At 67.0% G+C, this 24481-nt stretch carries 18 protein-coding genes and 1 pseudogene; 6 read left to right on the plus strand and 13 right to left on the minus strand.

Going from position 1 to position 24481, the window contains the following annotated elements; translation table 11 throughout:
• Nucleotides 1-190: 190 nt before the first annotated feature.
• The 4 genes and pseudogenes from ACVCMB_RS14470 to ACVCMB_RS14485 form a co-directional block, all read left to right on the plus strand.
• Nucleotides 191-3073: a collagenase gene (locus tag ACVCMB_RS14470; RefSeq protein WP_447105478.1), complete on the plus strand. Its 2883-nt coding sequence runs from the start codon at nucleotides 191-193 to the stop codon at nucleotides 3071-3073.
• A 124-nt stretch (nucleotides 3074-3197) separates the two neighbouring features.
• Entirely contained in the window at nucleotides 3198-3482 is a 285-nt protein-coding gene (locus ACVCMB_RS14475) for a hypothetical protein (protein WP_447105479.1), read from the plus strand.
• A gap of 176 nt (nucleotides 3483-3658) precedes the next feature.
• Entirely contained in the window at nucleotides 3659-4342 is a 684-nt protein-coding gene (locus ACVCMB_RS14480) for a helix-turn-helix domain-containing protein (protein ID WP_447110571.1), read from the plus strand.
• Between the two features lie 29 nt (nucleotides 4343-4371).
• Nucleotides 4372-4653 (plus strand): annotated as a pseudogene (locus tag ACVCMB_RS14485) (IS3 family transposase); the annotation flags it as partial.
• A gap of 249 nt (nucleotides 4654-4902) precedes the next feature.
• Here ACVCMB_RS14485 and ACVCMB_RS14490 read toward each other — a convergent pair.
• The 9 genes from ACVCMB_RS14490 to ACVCMB_RS14530 all read right to left on the minus strand — a co-directional run bounded on the left by ACVCMB_RS14490 (nucleotide 4903) and on the right by ACVCMB_RS14530 (nucleotide 15674).
• Nucleotides 4903-6471, minus strand: coding sequence for an APC family permease (locus ACVCMB_RS14490; protein ID WP_447105480.1), 1569 nt, complete (start codon nucleotides 6469-6471; stop codon nucleotides 4903-4905).
• Between the two features lie 114 nt (nucleotides 6472-6585).
• A complete protein-coding gene (locus ACVCMB_RS14495) occupies nucleotides 6586-8340 on the minus strand; it encodes a DUF885 domain-containing protein (protein WP_447105481.1) in 1755 nt (584 codons plus the stop codon).
• Between the two features lie 36 nt (nucleotides 8341-8376).
• Nucleotides 8377-9594: a M24 family metallopeptidase gene (locus tag ACVCMB_RS14500; RefSeq protein WP_447105482.1), complete on the minus strand. Its 1218-nt coding sequence runs from the start codon at nucleotides 9592-9594 to the stop codon at nucleotides 8377-8379.
• Nucleotides 9591-11186, minus strand: coding sequence for an aldehyde dehydrogenase (NADP(+)) (locus ACVCMB_RS14505; RefSeq protein WP_447105483.1), 1596 nt, complete (start codon nucleotides 11184-11186; stop codon nucleotides 9591-9593). Before ACVCMB_RS14505 ends, ACVCMB_RS14500 begins: the two co-directional genes overlap by 4 nt.
• A gap of 1 nt (nucleotide 11187) precedes the next feature.
• Complete coding sequence (locus ACVCMB_RS14510; protein ID WP_447105484.1) at nucleotides 11188-12093, minus strand: dihydrodipicolinate synthase family protein; 906 nt, start codon at nucleotides 12091-12093, stop codon at nucleotides 11188-11190.
• Between the two features lie 21 nt (nucleotides 12094-12114).
• Nucleotides 12115-13392: an FAD-dependent oxidoreductase gene (locus tag ACVCMB_RS14515; protein ID WP_447105485.1), complete on the minus strand. Its 1278-nt coding sequence runs from the start codon at nucleotides 13390-13392 to the stop codon at nucleotides 12115-12117.
• The gene (locus ACVCMB_RS14520) at nucleotides 13385-13639 is read right to left on the minus strand and encodes a (2Fe-2S)-binding protein (protein ID WP_395116142.1); all 255 of its coding nucleotides are present in this window, start codon (nucleotides 13637-13639) and stop codon (nucleotides 13385-13387) included. Before ACVCMB_RS14520 ends, ACVCMB_RS14515 begins: the two co-directional genes overlap by 8 nt.
• Complete coding sequence (locus ACVCMB_RS14525) at nucleotides 13636-14736, minus strand: NAD(P)/FAD-dependent oxidoreductase (protein WP_447105486.1); 1101 nt, start codon at nucleotides 14734-14736, stop codon at nucleotides 13636-13638. The genes ACVCMB_RS14520 and ACVCMB_RS14525 overlap by 4 nt, the downstream gene beginning before the upstream one ends.
• Nucleotides 14736-15674 carry a proline racemase family protein gene (locus ACVCMB_RS14530; protein ID WP_447105487.1) on the minus strand — a complete coding sequence of 313 codons (939 nt, stop codon included), beginning with the start codon at nucleotides 15672-15674 and terminating at the stop codon, nucleotides 14736-14738. The genes ACVCMB_RS14525 and ACVCMB_RS14530 overlap by 1 nt, the downstream gene beginning before the upstream one ends.
• A 155-nt stretch (nucleotides 15675-15829) precedes the next feature.
• Between ACVCMB_RS14530 and ACVCMB_RS14535 the strand changes: the two genes are divergently transcribed.
• Both ACVCMB_RS14535 and ACVCMB_RS14540 read left to right on the plus strand, forming a co-directional pair.
• The gene (locus ACVCMB_RS14535) at nucleotides 15830-16543 is read left to right on the plus strand and encodes a helix-turn-helix domain-containing protein (protein WP_447105488.1); all 714 of its coding nucleotides are present in this window, start codon (nucleotides 15830-15832) and stop codon (nucleotides 16541-16543) included.
• A 344-nt stretch (nucleotides 16544-16887) separates the two neighbouring features.
• Complete coding sequence (locus ACVCMB_RS14540) at nucleotides 16888-19935, plus strand: TonB-dependent receptor (RefSeq protein ID WP_447105489.1); 3048 nt, start codon at nucleotides 16888-16890, stop codon at nucleotides 19933-19935.
• Nucleotides 19936-20158: 223 nt separating this feature from the next.
• Here the strand turns inward: ACVCMB_RS14540 and cls are convergent, their stop codons facing one another.
• From cls to ACVCMB_RS14560, 4 genes are all read right to left on the minus strand, one after another.
• Nucleotides 20159-21550, minus strand: a complete 1392-nt coding sequence (gene cls / locus ACVCMB_RS14545; protein WP_447105490.1) for a cardiolipin synthase — start codon at nucleotides 21548-21550, stop codon at nucleotides 20159-20161.
• Between the two features lie 18 nt (nucleotides 21551-21568).
• Nucleotides 21569-22936: an FAD/NAD(P)-binding protein gene (locus ACVCMB_RS14550; RefSeq protein WP_395116152.1), complete on the minus strand. Its 1368-nt coding sequence runs from the start codon at nucleotides 22934-22936 to the stop codon at nucleotides 21569-21571.
• 32 nt (nucleotides 22937-22968) lie between these two features.
• Nucleotides 22969-23547, minus strand: a complete 579-nt coding sequence (locus ACVCMB_RS14555; protein WP_447105491.1) for a cysteine dioxygenase — start codon at nucleotides 23545-23547, stop codon at nucleotides 22969-22971.
• A 243-nt stretch (nucleotides 23548-23790) separates the two neighbouring features.
• Nucleotides 23791-24447, minus strand: a complete 657-nt coding sequence (locus ACVCMB_RS14560) for an energy transducer TonB (protein ID WP_395116156.1) — start codon at nucleotides 24445-24447, stop codon at nucleotides 23791-23793.
• Nucleotides 24448-24481 lie beyond the last annotated feature (34 nt).

Genomic DNA, 24481 nt, shown 5'->3' on the forward strand with positions numbered 1-24481 from the left:
GAAGGATCAGATTTTCGTCAGTCGCCGTTGTTTGTTCCCTCACAGAGCTGGAGCAGGCTTCGAATGTCTGCTCCTCCAAGGAGATTTCAGCATGAACCGTACGCGACCCCCGACTTTCAAGACGACGTTAAAGACATCGTCACTTGCCCTTCTCTTGGTCTTGTTCTCGCAAAGTGTCTTGGCATCGGGCGTGAGCCAGCACAAGCGTTCGATGCGACCCGCTCCGGCGGCAAATGCCAATGCGGTGAAGGCGATCGTGCACGCCAAGTCCGGTACTCCCGACTTCCGCCCCAGGCCGCCTGTCGGCGCTCGGCTCCCTGAACGCTATCTGGACTACGACCACAGCCCACAGACCTCATCCGCACGGTTCATCGTCGACAACTCGACCCAGGCAAAGCATTTCGCGCAGCTCGACACCAGGAGCCATACCGCTGCAGTTGCCGCTGCAGTTGCCAGTTGCGACACGAATGCCTTCGCCAGTGCCTCGAGCAGCACGATGGGCGAGTTGGTCCGGACCTCTACACTCGATTGCCTCAATACGCTCTTCAGCGTTTCGGGAAGTACCGGCGCCTCGGTGTTCTCGGCGAGCAAGATGAGCGCGGTGGCGAACTACGCCGCCGCGTATGCCGCGTCGTATCCGGGCGATGACACCACCGGCGTGCAGCAATTCGCGTTGTATCTCCGCGCTGGATATTACGTCCAGTATTACAACTCGAGCTCGATCCCCACGTACCCGTCCAGTGTCACTTCAGGCGTGACTGCGTATCTGGATGCCTTCTTTGCCAGCTCGCACAGTTACGACGTGAATGACGCCCACGGCGCGGTGTTGAATGAGGTCATTACCCTGACGGCCAGCTCAAATCAGGAAGCCCGCTACGCAAGCAGGTACAAGGCGCTGTTGAACGATTACAACAGCAGCTACAACGCCTATTACAACATGCAGGCGGCGATGGATTCGGTTCTGACTGCATATTTCCAGGGTGCCTGGCAGCCGGACTGGGTCAGCACGGTGAACTCCGATACTTCGATGGTCACCACGTTGTACGACTTCGTCACCCATAGCAGCTTCAACGCCAACACTTCCAACGAATGGTTGACGCGTGACGCTGCCGGCGAACTGGCGCACTTCCTCGACAACACCGTCTACGCGGCCAATGTCGTCAGTACGGCCAAGCCCTTGGTGGCCGGCGTCATCTCCAGCTACAACTACACCAACAACGGTCCGTCGATCTTCATTGCCGCGGTGTCCGGTCAGGATTACTACGACAGCGCGAACTGCAGCTATTACGGGACCTGCAACACCAAGGCGGACGTCAAGGCGTATGTGCAAGGGCAGACGTATCAGTGCCCCGGCGATGCGATCAAGATCGTTTCACAGGGCATGACGGCACAACAGTTCAGCGATTCCTGCGCCACGCTCCACAATGAGGTCGCCTATATTCATGGCCTCATGCAAGACTCCGGCGCGGTTGCCGGCGACAACACGATCGGCCTCGAAATCGACGAGTTCAACTCTTCAGCTGATTACGCGACCTACGCCGGCTACCTGTATGGCATCAGCACCAACAATGGCGGCTTGAGCATGGAGGGTGACCCCTCGCAGCCCGGCAATGTCGCTCATTTCTACTGCTATCACGCCGATTGGATCACGGCCGACTGGGAGATCTGGAATCTCTGGCACGAGTTCACGCACTACATGGATGCCAAGTACGACCTGGCGGGGGATTTTTCCGCTGCACCGACGTCGAATGCCGACCTTCCTTATTCGACCGTGTGGTGGATCGAAGGCTTCGCGGAGTACGTCAGTTATTCGTATCGCAATCTGGTTGATTCGGGGGCCGTCAGCACCGCCACGAATCACTCCTACACTCTCCCGACGCTGTTCGACAATACGTACGACATGTCCAACTATGAGGACAGGACGTATCCGGGCGGCTATCTCGCTGTCAACTTCATGATCAACAACCATCGTGCGGACATCGACACGATGTTGGGGATCTTCCGCGCGGGTGCATACGGCACCAGCTACCACACGTTCATGGACGGTATTCGCAACAGCTACAGCTCGGAGTTCGAAGCGTTCGAAACCTGCTTCGCGAACAACGGTGGTACCGGCGGCTGTGGCGGCGGTGGCGGTGGCGGTGGCCCGACGGCATCGCTCAGCTCGGGCAGCCTGACCTTTGGCAGCACGAATGTGGGGTCCACGAGTGCGGCCCAGAACGTGTCGTTGATCAACAACGGTCCTGGCACGCTTTCGGTCAGCTCGGTGTCGATATCGGGCGACTACTTGCAAACCAACAATTGCAACTCCGCGCTGCCGAGCGGATCAAGCTGCACCGTTTCCGTGACTTTCAAGCCGACAGCAAGCGGAACGCGGACGGGCAGCTTGACCGTCAGCGACAATGCAACCAACGGTCCGCAGACGGCCAGTCTCACGGGCACCGGGGCCAGCAGCTCCGGCAGCGTGCTGACGAATGGTGTGGGCGTGGCGATTTCAGATGCGTCAGCCAACCATCCGCAGAACTGGACGATGGTGGTGCCTGCAGGAGCCACGAACCTGGTGTTCTCGATATCGGGAGGCACGGGCGATGCAGACCTGTACGTGAAGTTCGGTTCTGCGGCAACCACGAACAGCTACGATTGCCGCCCGTATATCAGTGGCAACAACGAAACCTGCACGATTGCCAATGTGCAAGCGGGTACCTACTCCGTGATGGTGAATGGGTATTCGGCGTACTCGGGCGTGACGCTGAAGGGTAGCTATGCCGGCGGCGGTACCGGGGGCGGTGGCAACATCAGCTTCGCGGGAACCGTCGCTACGCAGGGCGGTTACGCCTATACCCCTCAATTCACGAGTGGGGCGGGGAACGCGACGGCGACGCTCAGTGTTCCGTCGGGTACCCAATGGAGATTCGATGTGATCGACAACAGCGCCAACCAGGTGCTGAAGGAAAAGAGCGGTAGCGGCCCACTGAATCTCACGTTCACGGCGACCGCGGGGCATAGTTACAGCTTCTTCGTGGAATCCACCTTGGGATCGGGCGCTTGGTCGATTACGGGATCGCATCCTTAATCTTCGAAAGCGTATCGCTCTAAGCTCTCAAATGGATGACAGGGCCGGCCCCGCAACGGGGCCGGCCCCCTCGGCCAGCGGAAGACGCAGGTGTACTGGAGTTGACGCAACGAGCAGCGCGTCGATGACGCGCGCCCGGGGTAGCCAGTTCACCGATCGCTTCACCCGCAAGGCCAAAGCACGGACCGGCCAGCACGCGTTCGATCGCGAGTGCGCCTTGTTCGGCATCCAGCGCCGCCTGATCACCGCGCGCCATCCTCAGAACAACGGCATGGTCGAGCACTTCAGCGAGCGCATCAGCGACATACTGGCGACCACGCGCTTTCGCTCGCGTGAGAATCTCCACGCCACGATCGAGTGCCACCAGACGCTTTATAACGACCGCCTGCCGCGGCCTGAAGTGACGTAACGTCTTCGGCTTCCATACATGTCGGTTGACTACAATTTGTGTGGGGTCGTACACGGTTTTTGCTATTTCCGACGGTTACCGTCGAATCGGGCAAATCGGGGTGGGGAATGCGGGACAGATGGGAGTGGCAGGCGACCTTTCTGGGTCGCATTGCATCGCAGGGTTATGTCGAGGGCTTGTTCGATCGCCTTGCCGACATCGTGTATTCGATCAAGGATCGCCAGGGACGCTACGTATTGATGAGTGCCGCAGCGGTCGCGCGTTGCCATTTGCCGAGCAAGGCGCATGCGGTCGGCCTGACTGCTTTCGACCTGTTTCCGGCACCCATGGCCGAGCGCTACGCGCGACAGGACGAGCAGGTTTTCCGCACGGGCAAACCAGTGCTCGACAGCCTCGACCTTACGCTGTATCCGGATCACGCCACTGGCTGGTGCATTTCCACCAAGATGCCGTTGCACGACAGTGCCGGCCAAGTGGTCGGCCTCGCATGCGTCTCGCGCGATCTGCACGAACCGGGACGTTCGGCGATGATCGATAGCGCCTTCGCCGATGCCGTCGAGTACATGCACGCGCACCTGTGCGAGCCGTTGCGCGAGATGCAGTTGGAGCGTCTGAGCGGATTGACCGCCGCCCAGTTCGAGCGGCGCATGCGCAAGCTGTTCCAGCTTTCGCCAGCGCGCTATTTGCTCAAGTTGCGCATTGATTCGGCCGCCCAGTGGCTGGTTCGCACCGACAAACCCATCGGCGAGATCGCCCAGCTCACTGGCTTCTGCGACCAGAGCGGTTTGTCGCGGCACTTCCGCAATCTTACCGGCCTCACTCCTCGCCAATACCGCCAGCTTAACCGCCCCGGGATTTGAGGGGCTCCAACTCCTGAGGGGATGGAGCCATGAGCAAGTCCATGAAGTATTCCCCCGAACTTCGCGGGCGCGCGGCCCGCATGGCGCAGGAGCACCGCGGAGATTACCCATCGCCGTGAACCGCGGTGGAGTCGATGGCGCCGAAGATCGGCTGTGTGCCGGCAACCTTGCTGGGCTAGGCGCAGCGGCATGAGGTCGACACCCGTGTCCGCGGCGTCGTACCCGCGGCTGAGGCGCAGCGAGTGAAAGAACTCGAGCGTGAGGTCAAGCAGCTGCGTCGGGCCAACGAGATCCTGAAGTTGGCGACATCCCTGTGCTCTGCCGCTGAATTCAACGCACGCCATGCACCAAGCGATTGATGAGCGGCGAAATCAGCAGCAGGATACCCGCGCCGGCAAGAAGCCGGAAACTGATCGGTGCCCGTGGCGAGCTGATTCCCAAGTGTCTGATAGTCCGGTTGCCGGTTCCAAGGTCTTGGCGTCAATGCTCATGCGCGCCCTCGGCAGCGCTGGAGGCCGTCGTGCAGCAAACGCCGGACAGGTGCGCCATGTGGCGGGCGCTCAGTCGTCATCGCGGCCCAGGTCGAGCAAGTGGGCCGGCAGTCCGCTGCGCGCGCCCCAGTGGTAGATGAGCAGCGCCACGACGGTGGCGGCCAGCGAATCCCAGGGATGGCCGAGGAGGTTGCGGCCGCCGAAGCTGCCCAGGCAGGACAACGCAATGAGCAGCGCGTAGTAGGCGACCAGCCACCACGACGAATACACCTCCTGGCGCAGCCTGGAGCGGCCTTCGGGCGACGGCAGCCTGCACAGGACATGGATCGCGAACAGCACGATCTGCAGGCCCAGCAGCCATGACACGGTTTGCCAGCTCGACCAGTACACGATCAGGGTAGCCACCATGAAGGAGAGCGGCCCGAGCAGACCGAAGCCACGTACCAGGAACGGTCGCGGCAGTTCCGGTGCGGTGCGGCGCAGGGCGGCCACGGTGATCGGCGCCACGGCATAGCTCAGCACCAGGGCCGCCGACACCACGCTGATCAGTGCTTCCCACGAAGGAAACGGCAAGGTCCAGAACACCGACAGCGCAAAGCTCAGCCACAGCGCGGGGCGCGGGATGCCGGAGTCGGCATCGACGCGCGCGAACAGCTTGAAGAACGAGCCACTGCGTGCCCAGCCGTAGACCACGCGAGGCGTGGCGTTCATGTAGATGTTGCCGGTGCCGCTGGGCGAGATCGCCGCATCGCATACCACCAGCGCAGCCAGCCAGCCGATGCCCAGGGTGATGGCGATATCGTGGTAGGGCAGCGAGAACATCGCACCGATCCCGCCCCAGCCCTGCGCCAGCATGTGCGTGGGGATGCTGCCCAGAAAGGCCACCTGCAGCAGCAGGTAGATCGCCGTGGACAGGAGCACCGAGAGGATCAGCGCGATCGGGATCGTGCGCTGCGGGTCGCGTACCTCGCTGGCCACCGAGATGATCGGGGTCAGTCCCAGGTAGGCGAAGATGACGCCGCCGGCGGAGACCGCCCCCTCCACGCCACTGAAGCCGTAAGGCGCAAAACCGTGCAGGCTCATGTTCTGTGGCTGGAAGTGGGACAGCAGCACCACGATGACCAGCAGGGGCACCAGGAACTTGAAGATGCTGACGAGGTTGTTGGCCCGGGCAAAGGTCTTCACGCTGAAATAGTTGAGCGCAAAGAACAGCGTCAGCAGCGCCAGCTGCACCAGCCAGCCCAGCAGGGTGGGGGCGCCGCTTGCGTCCCGATTCAAGGCGGGAAACCAGGCGGCCGCATATTGGCGGCAGGCCACGGTCTCGATGGCGATGAGGCTGGAGAACGCGATCAGGGTGATGAAGCCCATCAGCGAACCCAGCAACCGGCCGTGCGAGTATTCCGGATAGCGCACCACGCCCCCGGCGCGCGGCAACGCCGCACCCAGCTCGCAGTACACCAGGCCCAGCAGCAGCACCGCCGCACCGCCGATCAGCCAGGACAATATCCCGGCCGGTCCGGCGATGGCCGAGACATGGCTGGCCGCGAACAACCAGCCTGAGCCGAAGATGGCACCCAGGCCGATAAAGGTGAGGTCGGTGAGGCTCAGCTGTCGATGAAACTTTCCGGTCGAGGACATGGGGCGTGATCCGGCAACGGCTTGGAGGGGCCTGCGACCGCAACGCACGGGTACAGGGAAGTGAGTGCGGGCGTGGGCGCTGCGTTGGCCTGCGGCCGCGCAGCACCGCGGTGGTCAGGGCGACTTGCAGGGCTTTTCGTCGGCGTAGGGCGACTTGCCGCCTTCGGCGATGAAATGGTCGACCTGCTGCTGCAACACCGGCAGCGGCACCGAACCGAGCGCCAGGACGGTGTCGTGGAAGGCACGCAGGTCGAAGCGCTCGCCCAGCGCCTTTCCGGCGCGCGCACGTGCATCCACGATGGCCATTTCGCCAAGGTAGTAAGCCAGCGCCTGGCCCGGCCACGCGATGTAGCGATCCACTTCTGTTTCGATCTCGTGTTCGCCCAGCGCGGTGTACTCGCGCAGGTAGTCGAGTGCCTGTTCGCGACTCCATTGCAGATGGTGGATGCCGGTATCGACCACCAGCCGGCAGGCGCGCCACATCTGGTAGCCGAGGTAGCCGAAGCGCTCCCACGGCGTGTCGTACAAACCCATTTCCACGCCGAGCCGTTCCGAGTACAGCGCCCAGCCTTCGGTATAGGCGGAGAGGTGGTTGCTGCGGCGGAATGCCGGCAAATCCTCCTGCTCGGCCGCCAGCGGCATCTGCAGGGCATGGCCGGGAGAGGATTCGTGCAGGGTCAGTGCGGTGAGGGCATACAGCGGGCGCGAGGGCAGGTCGCCGGTGTTGACCATGTAGTAGCCGGCGCCCCCGCGGCCGCCGGTATAGAACGGCGCCAGATCCGCCGGCACCGGCTCGATCACGAAGCGCTGGCGTGGCAGCCGACCGATGTACTGGCCGATTTTTCCATTGACCCGGTTGGCGATCCAGGCGGCCTGCCTGAGCAGCTCGTCGGCGCTCTTCGGGTAGAACTTCGGATCGGTGCGCAGGTCATGCAGGAACGCAGCGAAGCTCCCCTGGAAGCCGGTCTCGCGGATGGCCTGTTCCATCTCCGCGTGCAGGCGCGCCACCTCGCGCAGACCCAGCGCATGGATCGCATCGGGGCTCATGTCCAGCGTGGTGAACTTGCGGACCTGCGCGCGGTAGAACGCCTCGCCGTCCGGCATCGCCTCGGCGGCGAGGCTGTCGCGCGCCTGCTTCATGTACACGTTGCGCATGAAGTCGAGCAGCCGCGCGTGAGCCGGCGCCACGGCATCATGGATGGCCGCCAGGCCGGCGGCGCGCAGGCGCGCCTGTTCGTCCGCCGGCATGTTTGCGGGCATCTGCCGGAACGGCGTGTAGAACAGGCTGTCCACGCCTCGTGCATCGACCACCGCGGCGATCGCCTGATCGCGTCCGGCCAGGGCCACCCGCGGCACGCTGAAGCCGCGCGCAAGGCCGGCGCGCATGTTCGCGATCTGCTCGTCGAAGTAGCGCGGGATGTCGCGCAGCAGTCCGATGTAGCGGCGGTAGTCGGCGACGTTGCGCAGCGGCCGACGCGCGGTGAAGCCGAGGTTGGCCCAGAACGATGTGTCGCTGTTGAACGGCATCTGCCAGGTGCGGAAACGCTGGTCGGCCAGCAGGGTTTCGACCTGGTTGCGGTAGACCAGGTAACTGACCTGCTCGTCGCGGTGCAATGCATCGACGGGGATGGCGTCGAGCTGGTTCAGCACATCGGTCCAACAGCGTTCGCGCAGGGACTGGGTGGCGGCGTCGACGCGCGGCAGGTGATCGGCCAGTTGCGCCTGGACGTCTTCTTCGTCGGCGCCGGCGAACTGGGCCTGCCGCCACGTCCATTCCTGAGAGGAGAGCGCGCGGAAGCGTCCGGCGTGATCATGGCTCGCCGCGGTGGCGATGGAGGCGATGCCGGGGCGGTCGGTCAAGTCGGACATGGCGGCGCTCCGATGGCGTGGATCAGGGCATGCGGGTCAGGCAAACGGCTGGTCGATGGCGGGCGACAGTTCGGTGAACCAGGCGGCGCCGTCGGCGGTGACGTGGAAATGGTCTTCCAGGCGGATGCCGAAGCGGTCGGGCAGCACGATCATCGGTTCGTTGCTGCAGCACATGCCCGGCTCCAGCGCGGTGGTGTCGCCGCGCACCAGGTAGGGCGTCTCGTGGATGCTGAGGCCGCAGCCGTGGCCGGTGCGGTGGGGGATGCCGGGTAACCGGTAATCCGGCCCAAGGCCTGCACGCTCCACCACCGCGCGCGCGGCGGCGTCCACTGCCTCGCACGGCACGCCGGGGCGTACCGCGTCGAACGCGGCGCGTTGTGCGGCCTGTTCCAGCGACCAGATCCGCGCCTGCTCGGCGGTCGGGCGGCCGTACACGTAGCAGCGGGTGATGTCGGAGTTGTAGCCCTGCACTGCGCAGCCGGTATCGATCAGCACCAGCTCGTTCGCGGTCAGCCGCTGCTCGCCGGGAATACCGTGCGGGTAGGCGGTGGCCTGGCCGAACTGCACGATGCAGAAGGTGGAGCCGTTGTCGGCGCCCAGTGCACGATGCGCCTCGTCGATGAAGCGCACCAGCTCCTGGTTGCTGATGCCTTCGTGCAGCACGCCCGCCGCCAGTCGCTGCACCTGCAGCGTCATCGCGGTGGCTTGCTGCATCAGGGCCAGCTCGGCGGCGGACTTGCGCATGCGGCAGCCATCGATGATCGGGCTGGCGTCGGCGAGGCGATGCTCGCCCAGTACGGCCTGCAGGCGCGTGGCGACGGTGTACGCCGCGGCCGGGTCGAGCGCCAGATTGCCGGCGCCGCGCTCGCGCAGCGCTGCCGCCACCAGGGCATGCGGGTTTTCGTGTTCCTCCCACGCGCGCAGTTCGGCGTCGATTTGCAGCACGTGCTCGAGCGAGCCGGTCTCGAACCCGGGGCAGACCAGAATGGGCTTGCCGCGCGTCGTCAGCAGCAAGCCGACCAGTCGCTCGCTGGCGCCCCAGGCGATGCCCGTGAAGTAGCGCAGCGACGCGCCGGCGGTGACCAGCAGCGCATCGGCGCCATGCTCGCGCATCAGCAGGCGCGCGTGCAGAAGGCGCTGCTGGTACTCGTCGCGACCGATCGAAGCGGCGACGACCGGCCAGCGCGTCAGGCCGGCGCGTGCCCGGGCGAGGTCGAGGCCGCCGATCTGTCGATGGGTGTGCGCATGCGTCATGGTGCAGGACTCCGTTCGGGCTCCAGGTCGTCGTTGCGCCAGCAGCCGTCCACCTGTCGCGCGACGCCGCCGGGGTTGCGATCACGCAGCTCCGGCGGCAGCAGCGCATCGGCGACGTTGTCGTAGCAGTGCAGCGCGGCGAAGCGGCGGATCGCGGCCGGCATGCCCACCGCGGTGAAGCCCGGGTGGCTGGTGCTCGGGTATGGCCCGCCGTGGTTCATCGCGGCGCTCACGGCGACGCCCGTAGGCATGCGGTTGGCGATCAGGCGGCCGACGCGCGGGCGCAGGACTCGCGCCAGCGGTGCCATGTCGTCGCTGCCATCGGTGGCGCCGTAAAGCGTGCCGGTAAGGTTGCCTTCGAGGCTTGCCGCCAAGGCCAGCATCTCGTCGGCATCGCGTGTGCGCACCAGCAGGCTGGCCGGACCGAACGCCTCGCGCTGGAACTCGGCGGGATGCTTGAGGAACGAGCGTGCGCTGATCTGCAGCAAGGTGGGTCGGTAGCGGTAGCCCGGCCCGGCCGAAGCGCCGCCGACGAGGCAAGTGGCGCCCCAGTCGCGCAGCGCGCCCACTGCCTGGTCGAGTTGCTCCAGCACGCCACGGGAGAACAGCACGCCCGGCGGTGCGGCATGGAACAGCGCGAGGGCGGTGCTGACGAAAGCGTCGCCGGCGGCATCCTCCGGCACCACGACGAGCCCCGGGTTGGTGCAGAACTGCCCGCTGCCCGTCGTGCACGAGGCGAAAAATTCCTGCGCCAGCGCGGCACCGCGTTCGGCCAGCGCGCCTGGCAACAGGAACACCGGATTGATGCTGGACATTTCCATGTACGCCGGAATGCCCGCCTGGTCGGCGGCGGCCTTCAGGGCAAGGCCTCCCTTGCGGCTGCCGGTGAAGCCGATCGCCCCCAACCGCGCGTCGCCAGCCAGGCGCCGGCCCAGGCACTGGTCGAAGTGGTAAAGCATCTGCACCGACGCGGCGGGCAGGCCAGCCCGCAGCAAGGCCCGATGGGCGAGCTCGGCCAGTCGCTCGCTGGTCGCCGGATGCGACGGGTGTGCCTTGGCGATCACCGGGTTGCGCGCCGCGATGGCCGAGGCGAAGTCGCTGCCGGCGACGGCGTTGAACGCCAGCGGAAAGTTGTTGGGGCCGAAGATCAGCACCGGTCTGTGCAGGGGAGCGTAATGCGCGCGCAGGCCGGCGGCGGTATCGATCACCGGCTGTGTCCAGGCGAAGCTGCGCACCGCCCGTGCCGCCAGCCGCAGCTGCCGGCTGGTGCGCGGCAGTTCCACCTTGGCCAGCCGGGTGTCCGCCGGCAGCGCCGTCTCCGCATGCGCCAGCGCAACCAATGTCGTCGCGTCGTCGTCAATGGCCTGGGCGTAGCCGTCGAGAAAATCCGCGATGCCCGACGGCGGCGCCCCGGCGAGCTCGTCGGCCACCGCGCAGGCGCTGGTCAACGCTGCTTGCAGATCGCTTTCGCCACTGACCGGGAAGGCCGGCCCGATCGCTTCGCCGCTGGATGGGTCGATGGCGCGGAAGCTTTCGGCTGATTCGCGTGCGGCGCGCCATTCGCCGGCGATCAGCAACGGCTGGACATCCATCTCAGCGCCCCGGGCGGTTGGCGACGGCGGCACGGATCTCGCGCAACGCGGCTTCGCGCTCGGCGCCTTCCAGCACGAGGCGCGGCGCGCGCACGCGCTCGCTGCCCAGGCCCACCACTTCCTGCGCGAGTTTGATCAGCTGCACGAACTTGGGCACGGTGTCCATGCGCAGCGTCGGCAGGAACCAGGCGTAGAGGTCGGCGGTGTTTTCCACACCGCCCGGCTGGCTGGCGCGCTCGAACAACTGCACCGATTCCCGCGGGAACGCGTTGACCATGCCGGCGATCCAGCCGGTTGCACCCATCTGCAGGCTCTCCACGATGATGTCGTCGACGCCGACCAGGATCTCCAGGCGATCGCCGAGCAGCGCCTTGAGGCCGGCGATGCGACGCACGTCGCCGGAGGATTCCTTCACCGCCTGCACGTTGGGGTGGTCGGCCGCCAGCGCCGCCAGCTGCGCGGGCGAGAAGTCGGTCTTGTAGGCCAGCGGATTGTTGTAGATCATGCACGGCAGATCGGTGGCCGCGATCACCGCCGAGACGTGCGCGCCCATTTCACGCCAGTCGGTGGAATACACGTACGGCGGCAGCACCATCAGCCCGGCGCAGCCGGCCGCCTTGGCCGCGCGCGCCAGTTGCACGGCCTCGCCGGTGGACAGCGCGGCGATGCCGGGGACAACCGGCGCGCCGTCCGATGCCTCGACCAGGGTGCGCATGATCGCGACCTTCTCGTCGAAACTCAGCGTGGCGCCTTCGCCCAGCGAGCCCAGCGGCACAATGCCGGTGCAGCCGGCGTCAAGCATGATGCGAGCGTGCTTGGCGAGGAAGGCGTGGTCGACCTTGCCATCGACCGCGAAAGGCGTGGTGATGGCAGGAATGACGCCACGCCAGATGGACTGCTTGCTCATGCGGAAAAGCCTCGTTGGTAGTCAGGGGGTAGACGGATCGCCGGTGGCCAGCGTGGCCAGCCGTGCGGGAAACAGCGGCGGACGGGTGCCGCCGTGCGGGAAACGGTCGAGTTCGGCCAATGTCGTGCCGCAGATGCGGCCCTGGCATGCGCCCATGCCGCAGCGCGTGGCGAGCCTGGCGGCGCGAGCGTCGGTGAAGCCGTCCAGCGCCGCGAGCGTCACGTCTTCGCAGCGGCAGATGATGGTGTCGGCGCCGGCCAGCGTGCGCGTGCGCGCATCGAGCGCGAAGTGCTGCGCCAGCAGGTCCGCAAAGCGGCGTGCGCGTTGGCGCGAAGGGAGCAGGGCAGTTGCTGCTGCCGGGAATCCAGCCGCGGCATGGCCGGCCATGCTGCCCTCGATGCGTGCAGCGGCAAGCCCGGCGATGCCGCACGACTCACCCGCTGCGTACACATTCGCGGTACTGGTGCGCAGCAAGGTGTCCACCCGCACGCAGGGGTGGATCCGGGTGTGATCCAGCGCGCAGCCGAGCATGCTGGCCAGCTCGACGTTGGGTACCAGGCCGTAGCCGACGGCGAGCAAGTCGCAGGGGATGTGCAATGGACCGTGCGGATCATCGACGTCGACACCGCATAGCGCGTCGCGGCCATGCGCCATGCGGACGAACGAGCCGCAGCGATAGGGAATGCCGGCCAGTCGCGTGCGCAGAACCGCGGCCTGCGCCGCGCGCGCCGGCCAGCGCCACAGCTGCATCGCAAATGCGGCTACCGCCGCCGCCGGAGCCTGCTCGCAGATGCCGAGCACGCGAGCGCCATGCCGACGCAACGTGGCGGCGGCGGCCAGCAGCAGCGGACCGCTTCCCGCCACCACGACGCGCTTGCCGCGGACAGGCCAGCCCTGCTTGGCCAGCGCCTGGATGCCTCCGGCACCCGTCACGCCAGGCAGGGTCCAGCCCGGAAACGGCAAGAGCAGTTCGCGCGCGCCGGTCGCCAGCACCATCGAACCGCAGGACAGTCGAACCGCTGCGCGCGGCGTTTCCACCAGCAGCGTTCGATGGTCGGCGGATATCACCTGATGCTGTGGCAGCCATTCCACGTGCCCGCGGGTACGGGCAAGCAGGTCGAAGGCTATCCGTGCAGGCCGTGGCGTGCCGTGGAGCACGTCGTGGCGCCAGACCTGGCCGCCATGACGGGCCTGCGCGTCGAGCAGGCCGACCCGTGCACCATGACTGGCGGCGGCCCGCGCTGCCGCCAGCCCCGCCGGGCCGGCGCCGACGACCAGCACGTCGTAGCGCTCAGTCATCGGTGCTCACCTGCATGCCCTCCCGCGCCGGCGTCATGCACGCGCGCTGATGGGGCGTGTCGTCGATCCGCACGCGACATTCGAAGCACACGCCCATGCCGCACACCGCTGCGCGCGGCTCGCCGCGCACCGAACGCCGGAAGCGGGCCGCGGCGACGCTGGCCACCGCGGCAGCCACGCTGCTGCCGGCCGGTACGGCGACCGGCTCGCCATCCACGCTGAGCCGCACGGTGCCGGCCGCGCTCATGCGAGCGCTCTCGCCGGCGCGTAGGGCGCCGGGTCGATGGCCGGTGGACGTCCCTGCAACAGGTCGAGCATCAACCGGGCGCTGCCCAGCGCGGTGGTGACGCCCAGTCCCTCGTGGCCGGCGGCGACCCACAGGTCGGTGCTGTCCGGAACGGCGCCGAGATAGGGACGTCCATCCGGCGTGGTGGGGCGGAACCCGGTCCAGGCGCGGATCGCCTGCAGCCCGCGCAGGGCCGGCATGAAGTCGAAAGCGCGCTGCAGCATGCGCTGCAGCATCGGTCCGGAGACGGCCGGATCGGTCACGTCGAATTCGCGCGAGGAGCCGATCAGGATCTGCCCGGTTGGACGCGGCTGCACGTTGAAGGCGACGCTGCTGCCGGCCGTGCCGTGCGCGCTGCTGGCGTAGCCCAGTTCGAGCACCTGGTGATGCAGCAGCCCTGGATAGCGGTCGGTGATGAGCAGGTGCCCCTTGCGCGGGCGCAGCGGCAGTTGCGGCAGCAGTTCGGGCAGCGCGCAACCGGTGGCGACCAGGGTCGGGCCGGCCAGCACGGTGCCGTCGTCCAGCGTCACCGTGGCCCTGCCCAACCGGCGCACGGCGCGGCCGGCATACAGACTTGCGCCGCGTTGCCGGGCGCGACGCACCAGGTGCAGCGCCACCCGCGGCGGATACACCACGGCCTCGCGCGGCGCCAGCATGCCGCCGCACAGGCCGGGCGCCAGTGCCGGTTCGAGCCGATACAGTGCCTGCGCGTCGACGGCCTCCGCTTCGCCGCCGGAGGCTTCGAGCCGTGCGACGCGCTGCGCGATGCCTGCGGCTTCGGTTTCGTTGCGGGCAACCCACAAGGTGCCGCAGCGGCTGAATTCGGCTTCGGCGAGATCGGCATGATCCTCCCAGCGGCGCAGCGAATATCGCGCCAGCGCGAGTTCGGCGGGATCGTCGTCCATCGCCACGAGATGGCCCATTCCGCATGCGGTGGCACCGCCGCCGATGGGGCCAGGTTCCACGATGGCGACACGAAGACCGGCCGTCGCTGCCTCATCGGCGCAGCTGGCGCCGACGATGCCGGCGCCGACAACGATGAGGTCGTAGTGGCTCATTACGCACTGCTGCCCCAGGCAAACGGGTCGTTGTCGTCGATCAGCAGCGTCGACCGCGCTGTGACGTGCGCCGTCCCGGTGATCTGCGGCAGCACGCCTCGCCCGTCCGTCGTGTAGCGCGCTTCGAACACGCTCCCGAGGATGCTTTCCTGTCGCCAGAGTTGCCCGGGCGCCAGCTTGCCGTCGGCGGCAAGGCAGGCCAGCTTGGCACTGGTGCCGGTGCCGCAGGGCGAACGGTCGTACTCCATGCCGGGGCAGAGCACGAAGTTGCGCGCGTCGACGCCCGGGGTGGCGGATGGAGCATTGATCTCGATATGGTCGATCTCGTCGCCGTTTGCGCCGCGGATGGCTGCGGCCTCCAGCGTGTGGCGGATGGCTTCGGCGTAGGCCGCCAGCGCGCGTTGATGGCGAAGCTCCAGCGGCAAGGGCGTATCGCGGGTGATGAAGAACCAGTTGCCGCCCCAGGCGACATCGCCACGCACCGTGCCATAGCCCGGCACGTCGATGCGCAAGTCGGCCGCGTGCCGGTGGCTTCTGACATTGTCCAGGGAAACACGCCCGTCCTCGTGCAGCTCCACCCCGACCTTGCCCACGGGAGTGTCCAGGTAGTGCCTGCCGGGGGCGATTTGGCCCAGATGCGCCAACGTGCGGACGACCCCGATGGTGCCGTGCCCGCACATGCCGAGGTAGCCGACGTTGTTGAAGAAGATCACGCCGGTGCATGCGTCGGCGCTTTGCGCGGGGCGCAGCAGGGCGCCCACCATGGCGCTCGAGCCGCGCGGCTCGCAGGTCACCGCGCGTCGCCACGCGTCGTGGTTGTCGCGAAAACGCTGGCGTTGTTCGCTCAGGCTGCCCTCGCCCAGGCAGGGCAGTCCGCCGAGGACGACGCGGGTCGGCTCGCCGCCGGTGTGCGAATCGATGACGTGGATGGTGTGCATGTGCTCATGTTCGCGGCACCCCATCGGAGCGTCTAGGCAAGTCCAGCGCCACGCCATGCGGAATTGAGCACAATTGATGCGCGGCGAACAACTGCTTGCTACTGTCCAGAGCGTCATCGCACAACCTCTCGATCACGACTCGGGGAGTACGACGTATGGACGTTAAGATTCCTGCGGGCGAACTGCAGACACTGTTCGATGTCCTTCCGGATGCGGTGTTCTTCGTGAAAGATCGTCTCGGCCGCTATACGCACGCCAACATGACCTTGGTGCGGCGGCTGGGCCTCAAGCGACGCGACGAGGTGATCGGCCACGCCGTGACCGAGCTGTTTCCGCGCGTGCTGGGGGTCTCCTATGCATCGCAGGACAGCCGCGTTCTGGCCGGCGAGGCGATCGAGAACCAGCTGGAGGTGCACATACTCCCCAATCGCGTGCCGGGATGGTGCCTCACCTGCAAGTATCCGTTCCGTTCGCGCGGCGAAGTGTGTGGCGTGATCGGCATATCGCGGGATCTGCGCAAGCCTGACGGGCGGCACCCGACCTACGCACGCCTCATCCATGTGATGGAGTACATGCAGGCCCACTATGCGGAGAATGTGCGCGTGGCCACCCTGGCCGAGCTCGCGCAGGTTTCGGTGGCCCAGCTCGAGCGGCATTTCCGACGGGTGTTCCAGATCACGCCGCAGCAGGCCATGACCAAGCTGCGCATCGAAGCGGCGATGCAGATGCTGCCTGGCAAGGACAGTGTGGCAACCGTGGGGCTGGCGTGCGGCTTCACCGACCAGAGCGCTTTCGCGCGACAGTTCAAGGCGACTGTGGGCATGACCCCGCGCGCGTACCGCGCCCTGCGCGGCGGCGATCGCGCGTAGGCAGATCGGCACCGGCCGGTTTCGAGCGGCGGCATGCCGCATTGGCAGTTGTGCCGAACTCAGCGTGCGGACGACCGAAACCGATCAAGACGTGCCCACGCGACGTCTACATCATGAGGCCGGGTTCTTGGTGCGGCCATCGCTTTCGATCAATCGCCGTTGCGATGAACGGCGTCGAGGTGGGGCCCGTCCGGCAGCGGTCGGATGGGGGGAGGGCGACAGGGGGAGCAAGTCGCCATAAGCCGAATCGAAGGGCTCCAGAAACGGCAACCGCCGCCGGGCCGGCGCGTCCGTCCATGACGAATGCGGGGGCACGGCATTGGAATGATCTGGAGAAACTACTGATGAGCAAGCATGTGACGCGAGCGGCGTTGTGCCGTCGCAACGTCCTGGCCTTGGCCCTGTTCGCGGGGCTGGCCGTTTCCACCGGTGCGATCGGCCAAGCCACGACCGGCAGCATCTTCGGCCAGGCGCCGGTGGCGTCCGGCGAGACGGTTTCCGTGAGCAATGCCGCAGGCCTGACCCGCAGCGTGACGGTCGGCGCGCAGGGCCGCTACACCTTCGACAACCTGCCGCTGGGCACCTATACCGTCACCTTGATGAAGGATGGCGCGACGGTGGACTCGCGTTCGAACGTCACCCTGCGCGTGGGCGGCGGAACGGAAGTTTCCTTCGTGGCGCCAGGCGTGAAGAATCTCGATGTGGTCACCGTGAGCGCCAACTCGCTGCCTGCCATCGACGTTACCGGCGTCGACTCGCGCACGGTGATCACCGCCGAGCAACTGGCCAGGCTGCCGTTGGCGCGCAGTGCCGAGGCCATTGCGCTGCTCGCACCGGGCGTGGTCGAAGGCAGCGGCTATTTTGACGGCCCTACCGGCGGCTCGGTGATTTCCTTCGGCGGCTCCTCGGTCACCGAGAACGCCTATTACATCAATGGATTCAACACGACCGACCCCTTGAGCAACTTCGGCGGCTTTGCGTTGCCCTACGGATCGATCGACCAGCAGGAAATTCTCAGTGGTGGCTACGGCGCCGCCTACGGACGCTCCGATGGCGGCGTGATCAGTCAGGTCGGCAAGCGAGGCACCAACGCCTGGCACTTCGGTGGCCAGGTGTTGTGGACGCCCGCATTCGCCCGCGGCGACCAGAAGGACATCTATTTCGTCAGCGGCTCAGACAAGGGCAAGTTGTATGACCGCAACGCCCAGGACAAGTCGTGGACCACGGTGGCCAGTGCCTACGCCGGTGGCCCGCTGATCGAGGACAAGCTGTTCCTGTTTGCCTCGGTGGAGGCCGAGCGGCGACAAGGCAACAGCATCGGCAGCACCGATTCGCCGTATGACACCAGGTACCGCAATGATTACCCCAAGTGGTACGCCAAGCTCGACTGGAACATCAACGACAGCAATATCCTGGAGCTGACGGGTGCTTCCACCAAGCGCTCCTATTCGGCGGACCGCCTCGCATACGACTACGACACCGGCAAGACGGGCGCCCTTGCCAACCGCGCCATCCCCACCAAGACCGGCGCGGATCTCTATGTCGCAAAGTTCACCAGCTACCTCACCGACGACCTGACCTTGTCGGCCATGTACGGGCGCATGGACGGTACCTACTTCAACCAGGTGACCAATCTGTACCCGGACATCGCACGCCTCTACAGCGCCAGCAAGCAGAACCCGGCGCTGAACGGCGGCACGACCATCATCAGCCCGCAGACTCTGGGCGCGGTTGACGATCCGACCCATACATCGCGCAATACCAACCTGCGTCTCGATCTGAGCTATCGACTCGGCAGCCATACCCTTTCGGCTGGTATCGACAACCAGACCATCGAGGACAACAACGACGGCAACAGGATGGCCGATCCGGGCTATGCCTGGGAGTACAACAAGGGCGCCGCGGGCACCCCGATCATCGGTGTGCCCGGCGCTGATCCGTACGTTGCTGCACCGGGTACCTACCCGGGTGGCGCAACCGGCTACTACGTGGCGAAGTACCGCCGCTACGGCGGTGGTTCGGTACGCGTGGAACAGCGTGCGCAATACATCGAAGACAGCTGGCAGGTCAGCGACCGCTGGTTGTTCAAGCTGGGCCTGCGCAACGATCAGTTCACTAACTACAACCCGGACGGTCAGGCCTATCTGCGCCTGACCAAGCCGCAATGGGCGCCGCGCGTGGGCTTCAGCTGGGACGTCAATGGCGATTCCAGCTTCAAGGTCTACGGCAACGCCGGCCGCTATTTCCTCGCGCTGCCCGCTACCGTGGCGATGCGCCAGGCCGGCGCGCCGCTGTACACGCGTGAATATTTCACCTACACCGGCATCGATTCCAACGGCCAGCCGACCGGGCTCACGCCGATTGATACCAGTCGTGGCCCGGGGGCACCGATCTCGGCCAACCGCGAGTATGGTCAGTCGCACGACCCCAAGATGGTGACGGCCACCAATCTGAAGTCGGAGTACCAGGACGAGTTCATCGTGGGATTCGACAAGAAACTCGGTGATACCTGGGTCTACGGTGCCAAGGCTAGTTACCGGAACCTGCGCACCGCCATCGACGATTACAGCGATTCCGGCGCCATCGCGGCCAAGATGGATCGCATGGGCATCGACCCCGGTACCTATGACGCCAACCTGATTTCCGGCGCCTATCTGTTCAACCCGGGGCGCACCAATATTCTCAAGGTACAGAAGTACGACGGCAGCTACTACTCGGTGCCGATGACCACGGCGGATTTCGGTTTCTCGTCCGGAATCAAGCGTCATTACTACGGACTGGAGTTGTTCCTCGAGCATCCGTTTGACGGCAAGTGGTTCGGCAAGGTCGACTACCTGTTCTCGCGCAACTACGGCAACAGCGAGGGCCAGGTGCGTTCGGATATCGGTCAGGTGGACGTATCCGCCACGGTGGACTGGGATTACGCGCAGGTCATGGAGTACGCCAACGGCGAACTCTCCAACAGCCGTCGCCATCAGATCAAGGCGTATGGCTCCTACCAGCTGACGCCTGAGTGGATGTTGTCCGGCAACCTGGCCATCATTTCCGGTGCGCCGCGCAGTTGTCTTGGCATGTACGGCCTGGACGAGACCAACCCGGGACTTGGCTACGGCGCCTATTACCACTGGTGTGCCGGCAAGGTGTCGCGACCGGGCGACGCCGGCCACAACCCGTGGCAGTACACCGTCAGCCTGAGCGCCGAATACCGACCCTTGTGGGCCGACAAGAAGCTGGGCTTCAACGTGATGGTCTACAACTTGCTCAACAATCGGGTAACCACGCAGACCGACCCGTTCTACGGCGCGACCGGTGGCGAATACACCACCTACCGCATGGCAGTATCCCAGTCCCAGCCTCGTTACGTGCGCCTTGGCGTCAGTTACGACTTCTGACGGCGCGTGGCGCCGGCAGCATGGCTTGGCGGTATCGACAGGCCCGGCGCGTCGGACACTCCTCGGGAGCCCATGGAAAGGCGCTCCCGACACTCACGGTACGAAATGCACGTCAAGCGCGGGTTGCCGCGACAGGCCACCCGGCCCGGAGACTTTCCCCGAGGCTAAGCCGGCACAGGATGTGCCGGCTTCTTTTTCCGGTCGCGCGACGCTGCAGCCGCTCCTACAGCAACGGATCGAACAGCCGCGCCACGTGCATCGCGACGCGGCGAAGATACGACGCGTCGCGATACTCGCGCTCGTCGATCGCCACGGCACGGCTGAAGTCCGTGCGCAGCATCGCTTCGACTTCGCCGGCGAACGCCCGGTCGACGACCAGCGCGCCGACTTCGAAGTTGAGTCGGAACGAGCGGCTGTCCAGATTCAGGCTGCCGATCGCGGCGGCATCGTCATCGATCAGCAGCGCCTTCTGGTGCAGGAAGCCCGGCTGGTAGCGGAACATGCCGATGCCGGCGCGCACCGCGTGGTAGGCATGCAGGGTGGAGGCGAGGAACACGGTGTGGTGATCCGGTCGCGACGGGATCAGCACGCGCACATCGACCCCGCGCAGCACCGCCAGCTGCAAAGCCGCGCGCACCGCGTGGTCGGGCACGAAGTACGGCGTGCTCAGCCACAGTCGCCGGCGTGCGGCGTGGATCGCCGCGGTGAAGAACAGCGAGCCGGTTTCCAGGCGGTCGGCGGGCCCGGCCGCGACCACCAGCGCGCTGGCGCGGCCTTCTTCCTGCGGTGCGTCCAGCAGCGGCGGCAGTTGCCCGGTGATCCATTGCCAGTCGTCGGCGAACACCTGTTGCAGGTCGGCCACCGCCGGCCCGCACAGTTCCAGCATGGTGTCGCGCCACGGCGACAGCGGCGGCTTGCGACCCAGGTATTCATCGCCGGCGTTGAGGCCGCCGACGAAGCCGCGTGCGCCGTCGACCACCACGATCTTGCGATGGTTGCGGAAGTTGAGCTGGAAGCGGTTGCGCAGGCGATGCGTGGCGAAGCGGTGGATCGCCACGCCGCCCTCGCGCAGCGCCTGCACGTAGCGGCGCGGCAGCGCATGGCTGCCGACGCCGTCGAACAGCACGCACACTTGCACGCCGGCGGCCGCGCGCTGCAGCAGCACCTGCTGCAGGCGCCGGCCCAGCGCGTCGTCGTGGATCACGAAAAACTGCACCAGCAGACAATGCTCGGCCGTTGCCATCGCGGCCAGCATCGCCGCGAAGGTGCCTTCGCCGTCGATCAGCAGGCGCAGGCGATGGCCGCTGCGGAACGGCCGCCGCTGCAGCGCGCTGATCGCGGCGAAGCGTGCGCAGGCCGGCTCGACGGTCGCGGCTTCCGTGTTCGCCGTCACCGGCTGCGACGTCGGCGCGCCGTGGCCGGCGTGGTAGCCGAAGAACCGGCTGGAGCCCAGGTAGAGATAGGGCAGCAAGGTCACGTACGGCAGCAGCAACAGGCCCAGCATCCAGCCGATCGCACCCTGCGGCGTGCGCGCGTGGCGGATCGCGTGCAAGGCCGACAGCGCGCCGAGCAGATGCAGTGCGACGATGCAGGCGGTGAGGACGCTGGCAGTCATGGTGACGGCCGCGCCGGTTCAGCCGGCCAGGATCTGGTCGGCCAGGTTGCGGGCCTGCTGGCGGATTTCCGGCATCGCGGTGGATTCCCACAAGGTGCCGCGCAGCAGGCTGCCGATGGCGAACAGGTGCGGCCACGGCTGGCCGTCATGATGCAGGCGGCCATCGCGGCTGGCCACCAGGCCGAGGCCGAGCGGATCGCCGGTGACGTGGGCATTGGTGAGCAACTGGCGCACCAGTCGATGACGGCTGTGCCGCACGTCGGTGGCCAGCCCGGTGGTCTGGATCGCCAGGTCGGCGTGCTGTACCTCGCTGTGCCCGGCGTGCCGGAACTGCAACTGCAGGCCCTGACCGCTCGGCTCAGCGGCCTGCAGGCGGCCGCGTCGGCGCTGCAGGCGACCTTGCTGTTCGAGCGCGACGATGGCCTCGTGCACCTGCGGCGGCATGCGGTGGCGCGCACGTTCCCACGCCCAGCGGGCATGCCGCATGAAGCGCGCGCGCTGCTCGGGCGGCAGCTCGCCCCACAGGTCCGGCAGGTGTGGGCGCAGACTGTCGACGACAGTGCGCCACTCGATGCCATGCGGCGCGATCGCTTCCCGCAACAGGTGCATCCAGCGGCGGATCTCCGGTCCGTCGCGCATGGCATCCACCAGCTCGGCGCTGTCGCCGGCAGGCGTGCCGGCATGGGCCAGGTGCGCCTCGGGCAGCAGGCCATGGCGCGAGGTGGCGACGAAGGCGGTGTGTGGCCAGCGCGCGGAGAGTTCCAGCAACACGTCGACCGCGGTGAGCCCCAGGCCGATCACCGCCACGGTACGCGGTGGCGGCACCGCGTCGAGCTGCGCCAGCCAGGGCCACGGGTCGACGATGTAGCGACCGCTGTCCAGCGCGGCCGCGCTCACGCCCTTCAGCGGCTGCGGCGGCAGTGCACCCAGCGCCAGCACGGCGGCATCGGCGCGATGGCTGCGTTCGCCGTGGATCACGGTGACGCCGTCGCGTTCGGGCACCAGCGCATCGACCTCGAACGGCACCACGTTGACGTGATGATGGCCGCGCGCCATGCCCTGCTGCAGTGCGCGGGCCACCTCGGCCTCCAGGTAGTCGCCGTAGCGCCGGCGCGGCAGGAAATCGGTGCCGCCGATCGCCGGGTCGTCGCGCTGCACGAAATCCAGGAAGCCCTGCGGCTTGCCGGCGAACATGCCCATCGACGCGGCGCGCACGTTCAGCAGGTGGCGCTCCGAGCCGGTGCCGTAGGCCACGCCGCGCACCGATTCGCCGGCGCCGGTGAACCAGTCCAGTTGCAGCGGCTGCGGCGGCTCGCGCTCCAGCAGCTCACTGAGCAGGCTGGCGGCCGCGGCGCCGCCGCCGATGATGGCGACCCGTCGAAACATGCGGTTTTCCTGTTCCCCTGGCGTGGCGTCGGTCAGGCCGGCCAGTGCCCGGCCACGGCGCAGTCGGTGGCCCGCGCGGTCAACGGCCCGGCGGGTGCGGTCTGCTCGTACGCCTGATAGTGGTTCAGTTCGCCGCCGTAGACGTGCAGGGTGAGCGCGGTCTCGTGCTGGGACAGATTGCGGCAGCGGTGCACGTGATTGGGGTCGCCCTCGAACCAGATGCCGTCGCCGGGGCCGAGCCAGTCGCGGCCCAGCGCGCGCAAGGTGCCCGAGCCCGGGTCGCGGCGCCACGACTGCACTTCCAGCGCACCGACCAGGGCCAGCTCCAGCCCCCACAGGCCGGCATGATCGTGCACCGGCGTGCAATGGTTTGCCGGCCACGCCATCACCAGCATGCTGACCGGCGGCTGGTTGCGCTGCGCCAGCTGCCAGCGACCGAGGCCTTGCCCGCGCCGCGGCAGGCGCGCCAGCCGCGCAGCGATCGCCGCGTTGTCGCGGTGCACCAGCTGCCCCAGCTCGCGTGCCATCGAAGCCAGGTCCGGGTGCGCCACGCTTGCGTGCTCCAGCGCGATCTCGCGCAACAGCTTCAAGGTTCGCCGTGGTCTGCCCATGCGGGCCTCCCAGCAGGATAAAGGGGCGCCAGTGGATCATGCGCCCGGTTAAAGTGGCGTAAGCCGGCCGGGGCGACAGGTGGCTCCCGGGCTTCCCCGCCGTCCTGCCGGCCAATCCGGCTGAGCGTGGCCGCGCAGCGGCGAAGTCGGAGCCCTCGCCACAGACGATCTTCGACTCCGCCGCTGCGCGGCTGCGCCCAGCGTGATCGGTGCGTACCGGGCGGGCGGGTCCGGCCGCCGCGGTCAGCCGCGCAGGGTGAACGTGACCGGCACGCTGGCCCAGGCGCGCGTCGCGTGCCCGTTGACGATGGCCGGCTGGAAGCGCCAGTGCGCCAGGACCTGCTCGCGGGCGCTGCGGTCGAGTTCCGCGTGGCCGCTGCTGCGCAGCACGCCGACTTCGAGCGGCTTGCCGGTCTCGTCCACCAGGACGCGCAGCACCACCGTACCCTCCAGATGCCCGCGCAAGGCATGCGCCGGGTAAGTGATGGGGTGGGCCAGGTAGGCGAGGCTGGCTTCGACCGCGGCGACGGGTGCCGGGGTGCCGCTGTCCGTTGCCGCAGCCGGCGCCGCGTCTTGCACGGGCGCGGCGAGCTGGCCGTCGGCGACCGGCATCGACGGTACACGGGCCACCACCGGATGCGGCATCACCTGCGGCGTGGGCAGCGCCTGGGGCAGCGGCTTGAGTTCCACCGGCGGCGGTGCCGGCGGCTGCGGGGACGGCGATATCAGGCGCACCAGCGCCGGCGGCGGGACGAGTCGGGGCAGGGTCGGCAGCGACACCGGCAGCGGCCGTGCGGCGATCAGGATCACGGCAAGGTTCAGTGCGATGGCCGCACTGAGCGCGGCGATGCGGGCGGGTTCCGGGCGGGCTTGGGCAAGCGGCAGGCTGATGGAAGACATGACGACCTCCTGGCTGCATGGCGGGAGCGGCAGC

This window comes from Rhodanobacter sp. UC4443_H10 (genome assembly GCF_052978325.1).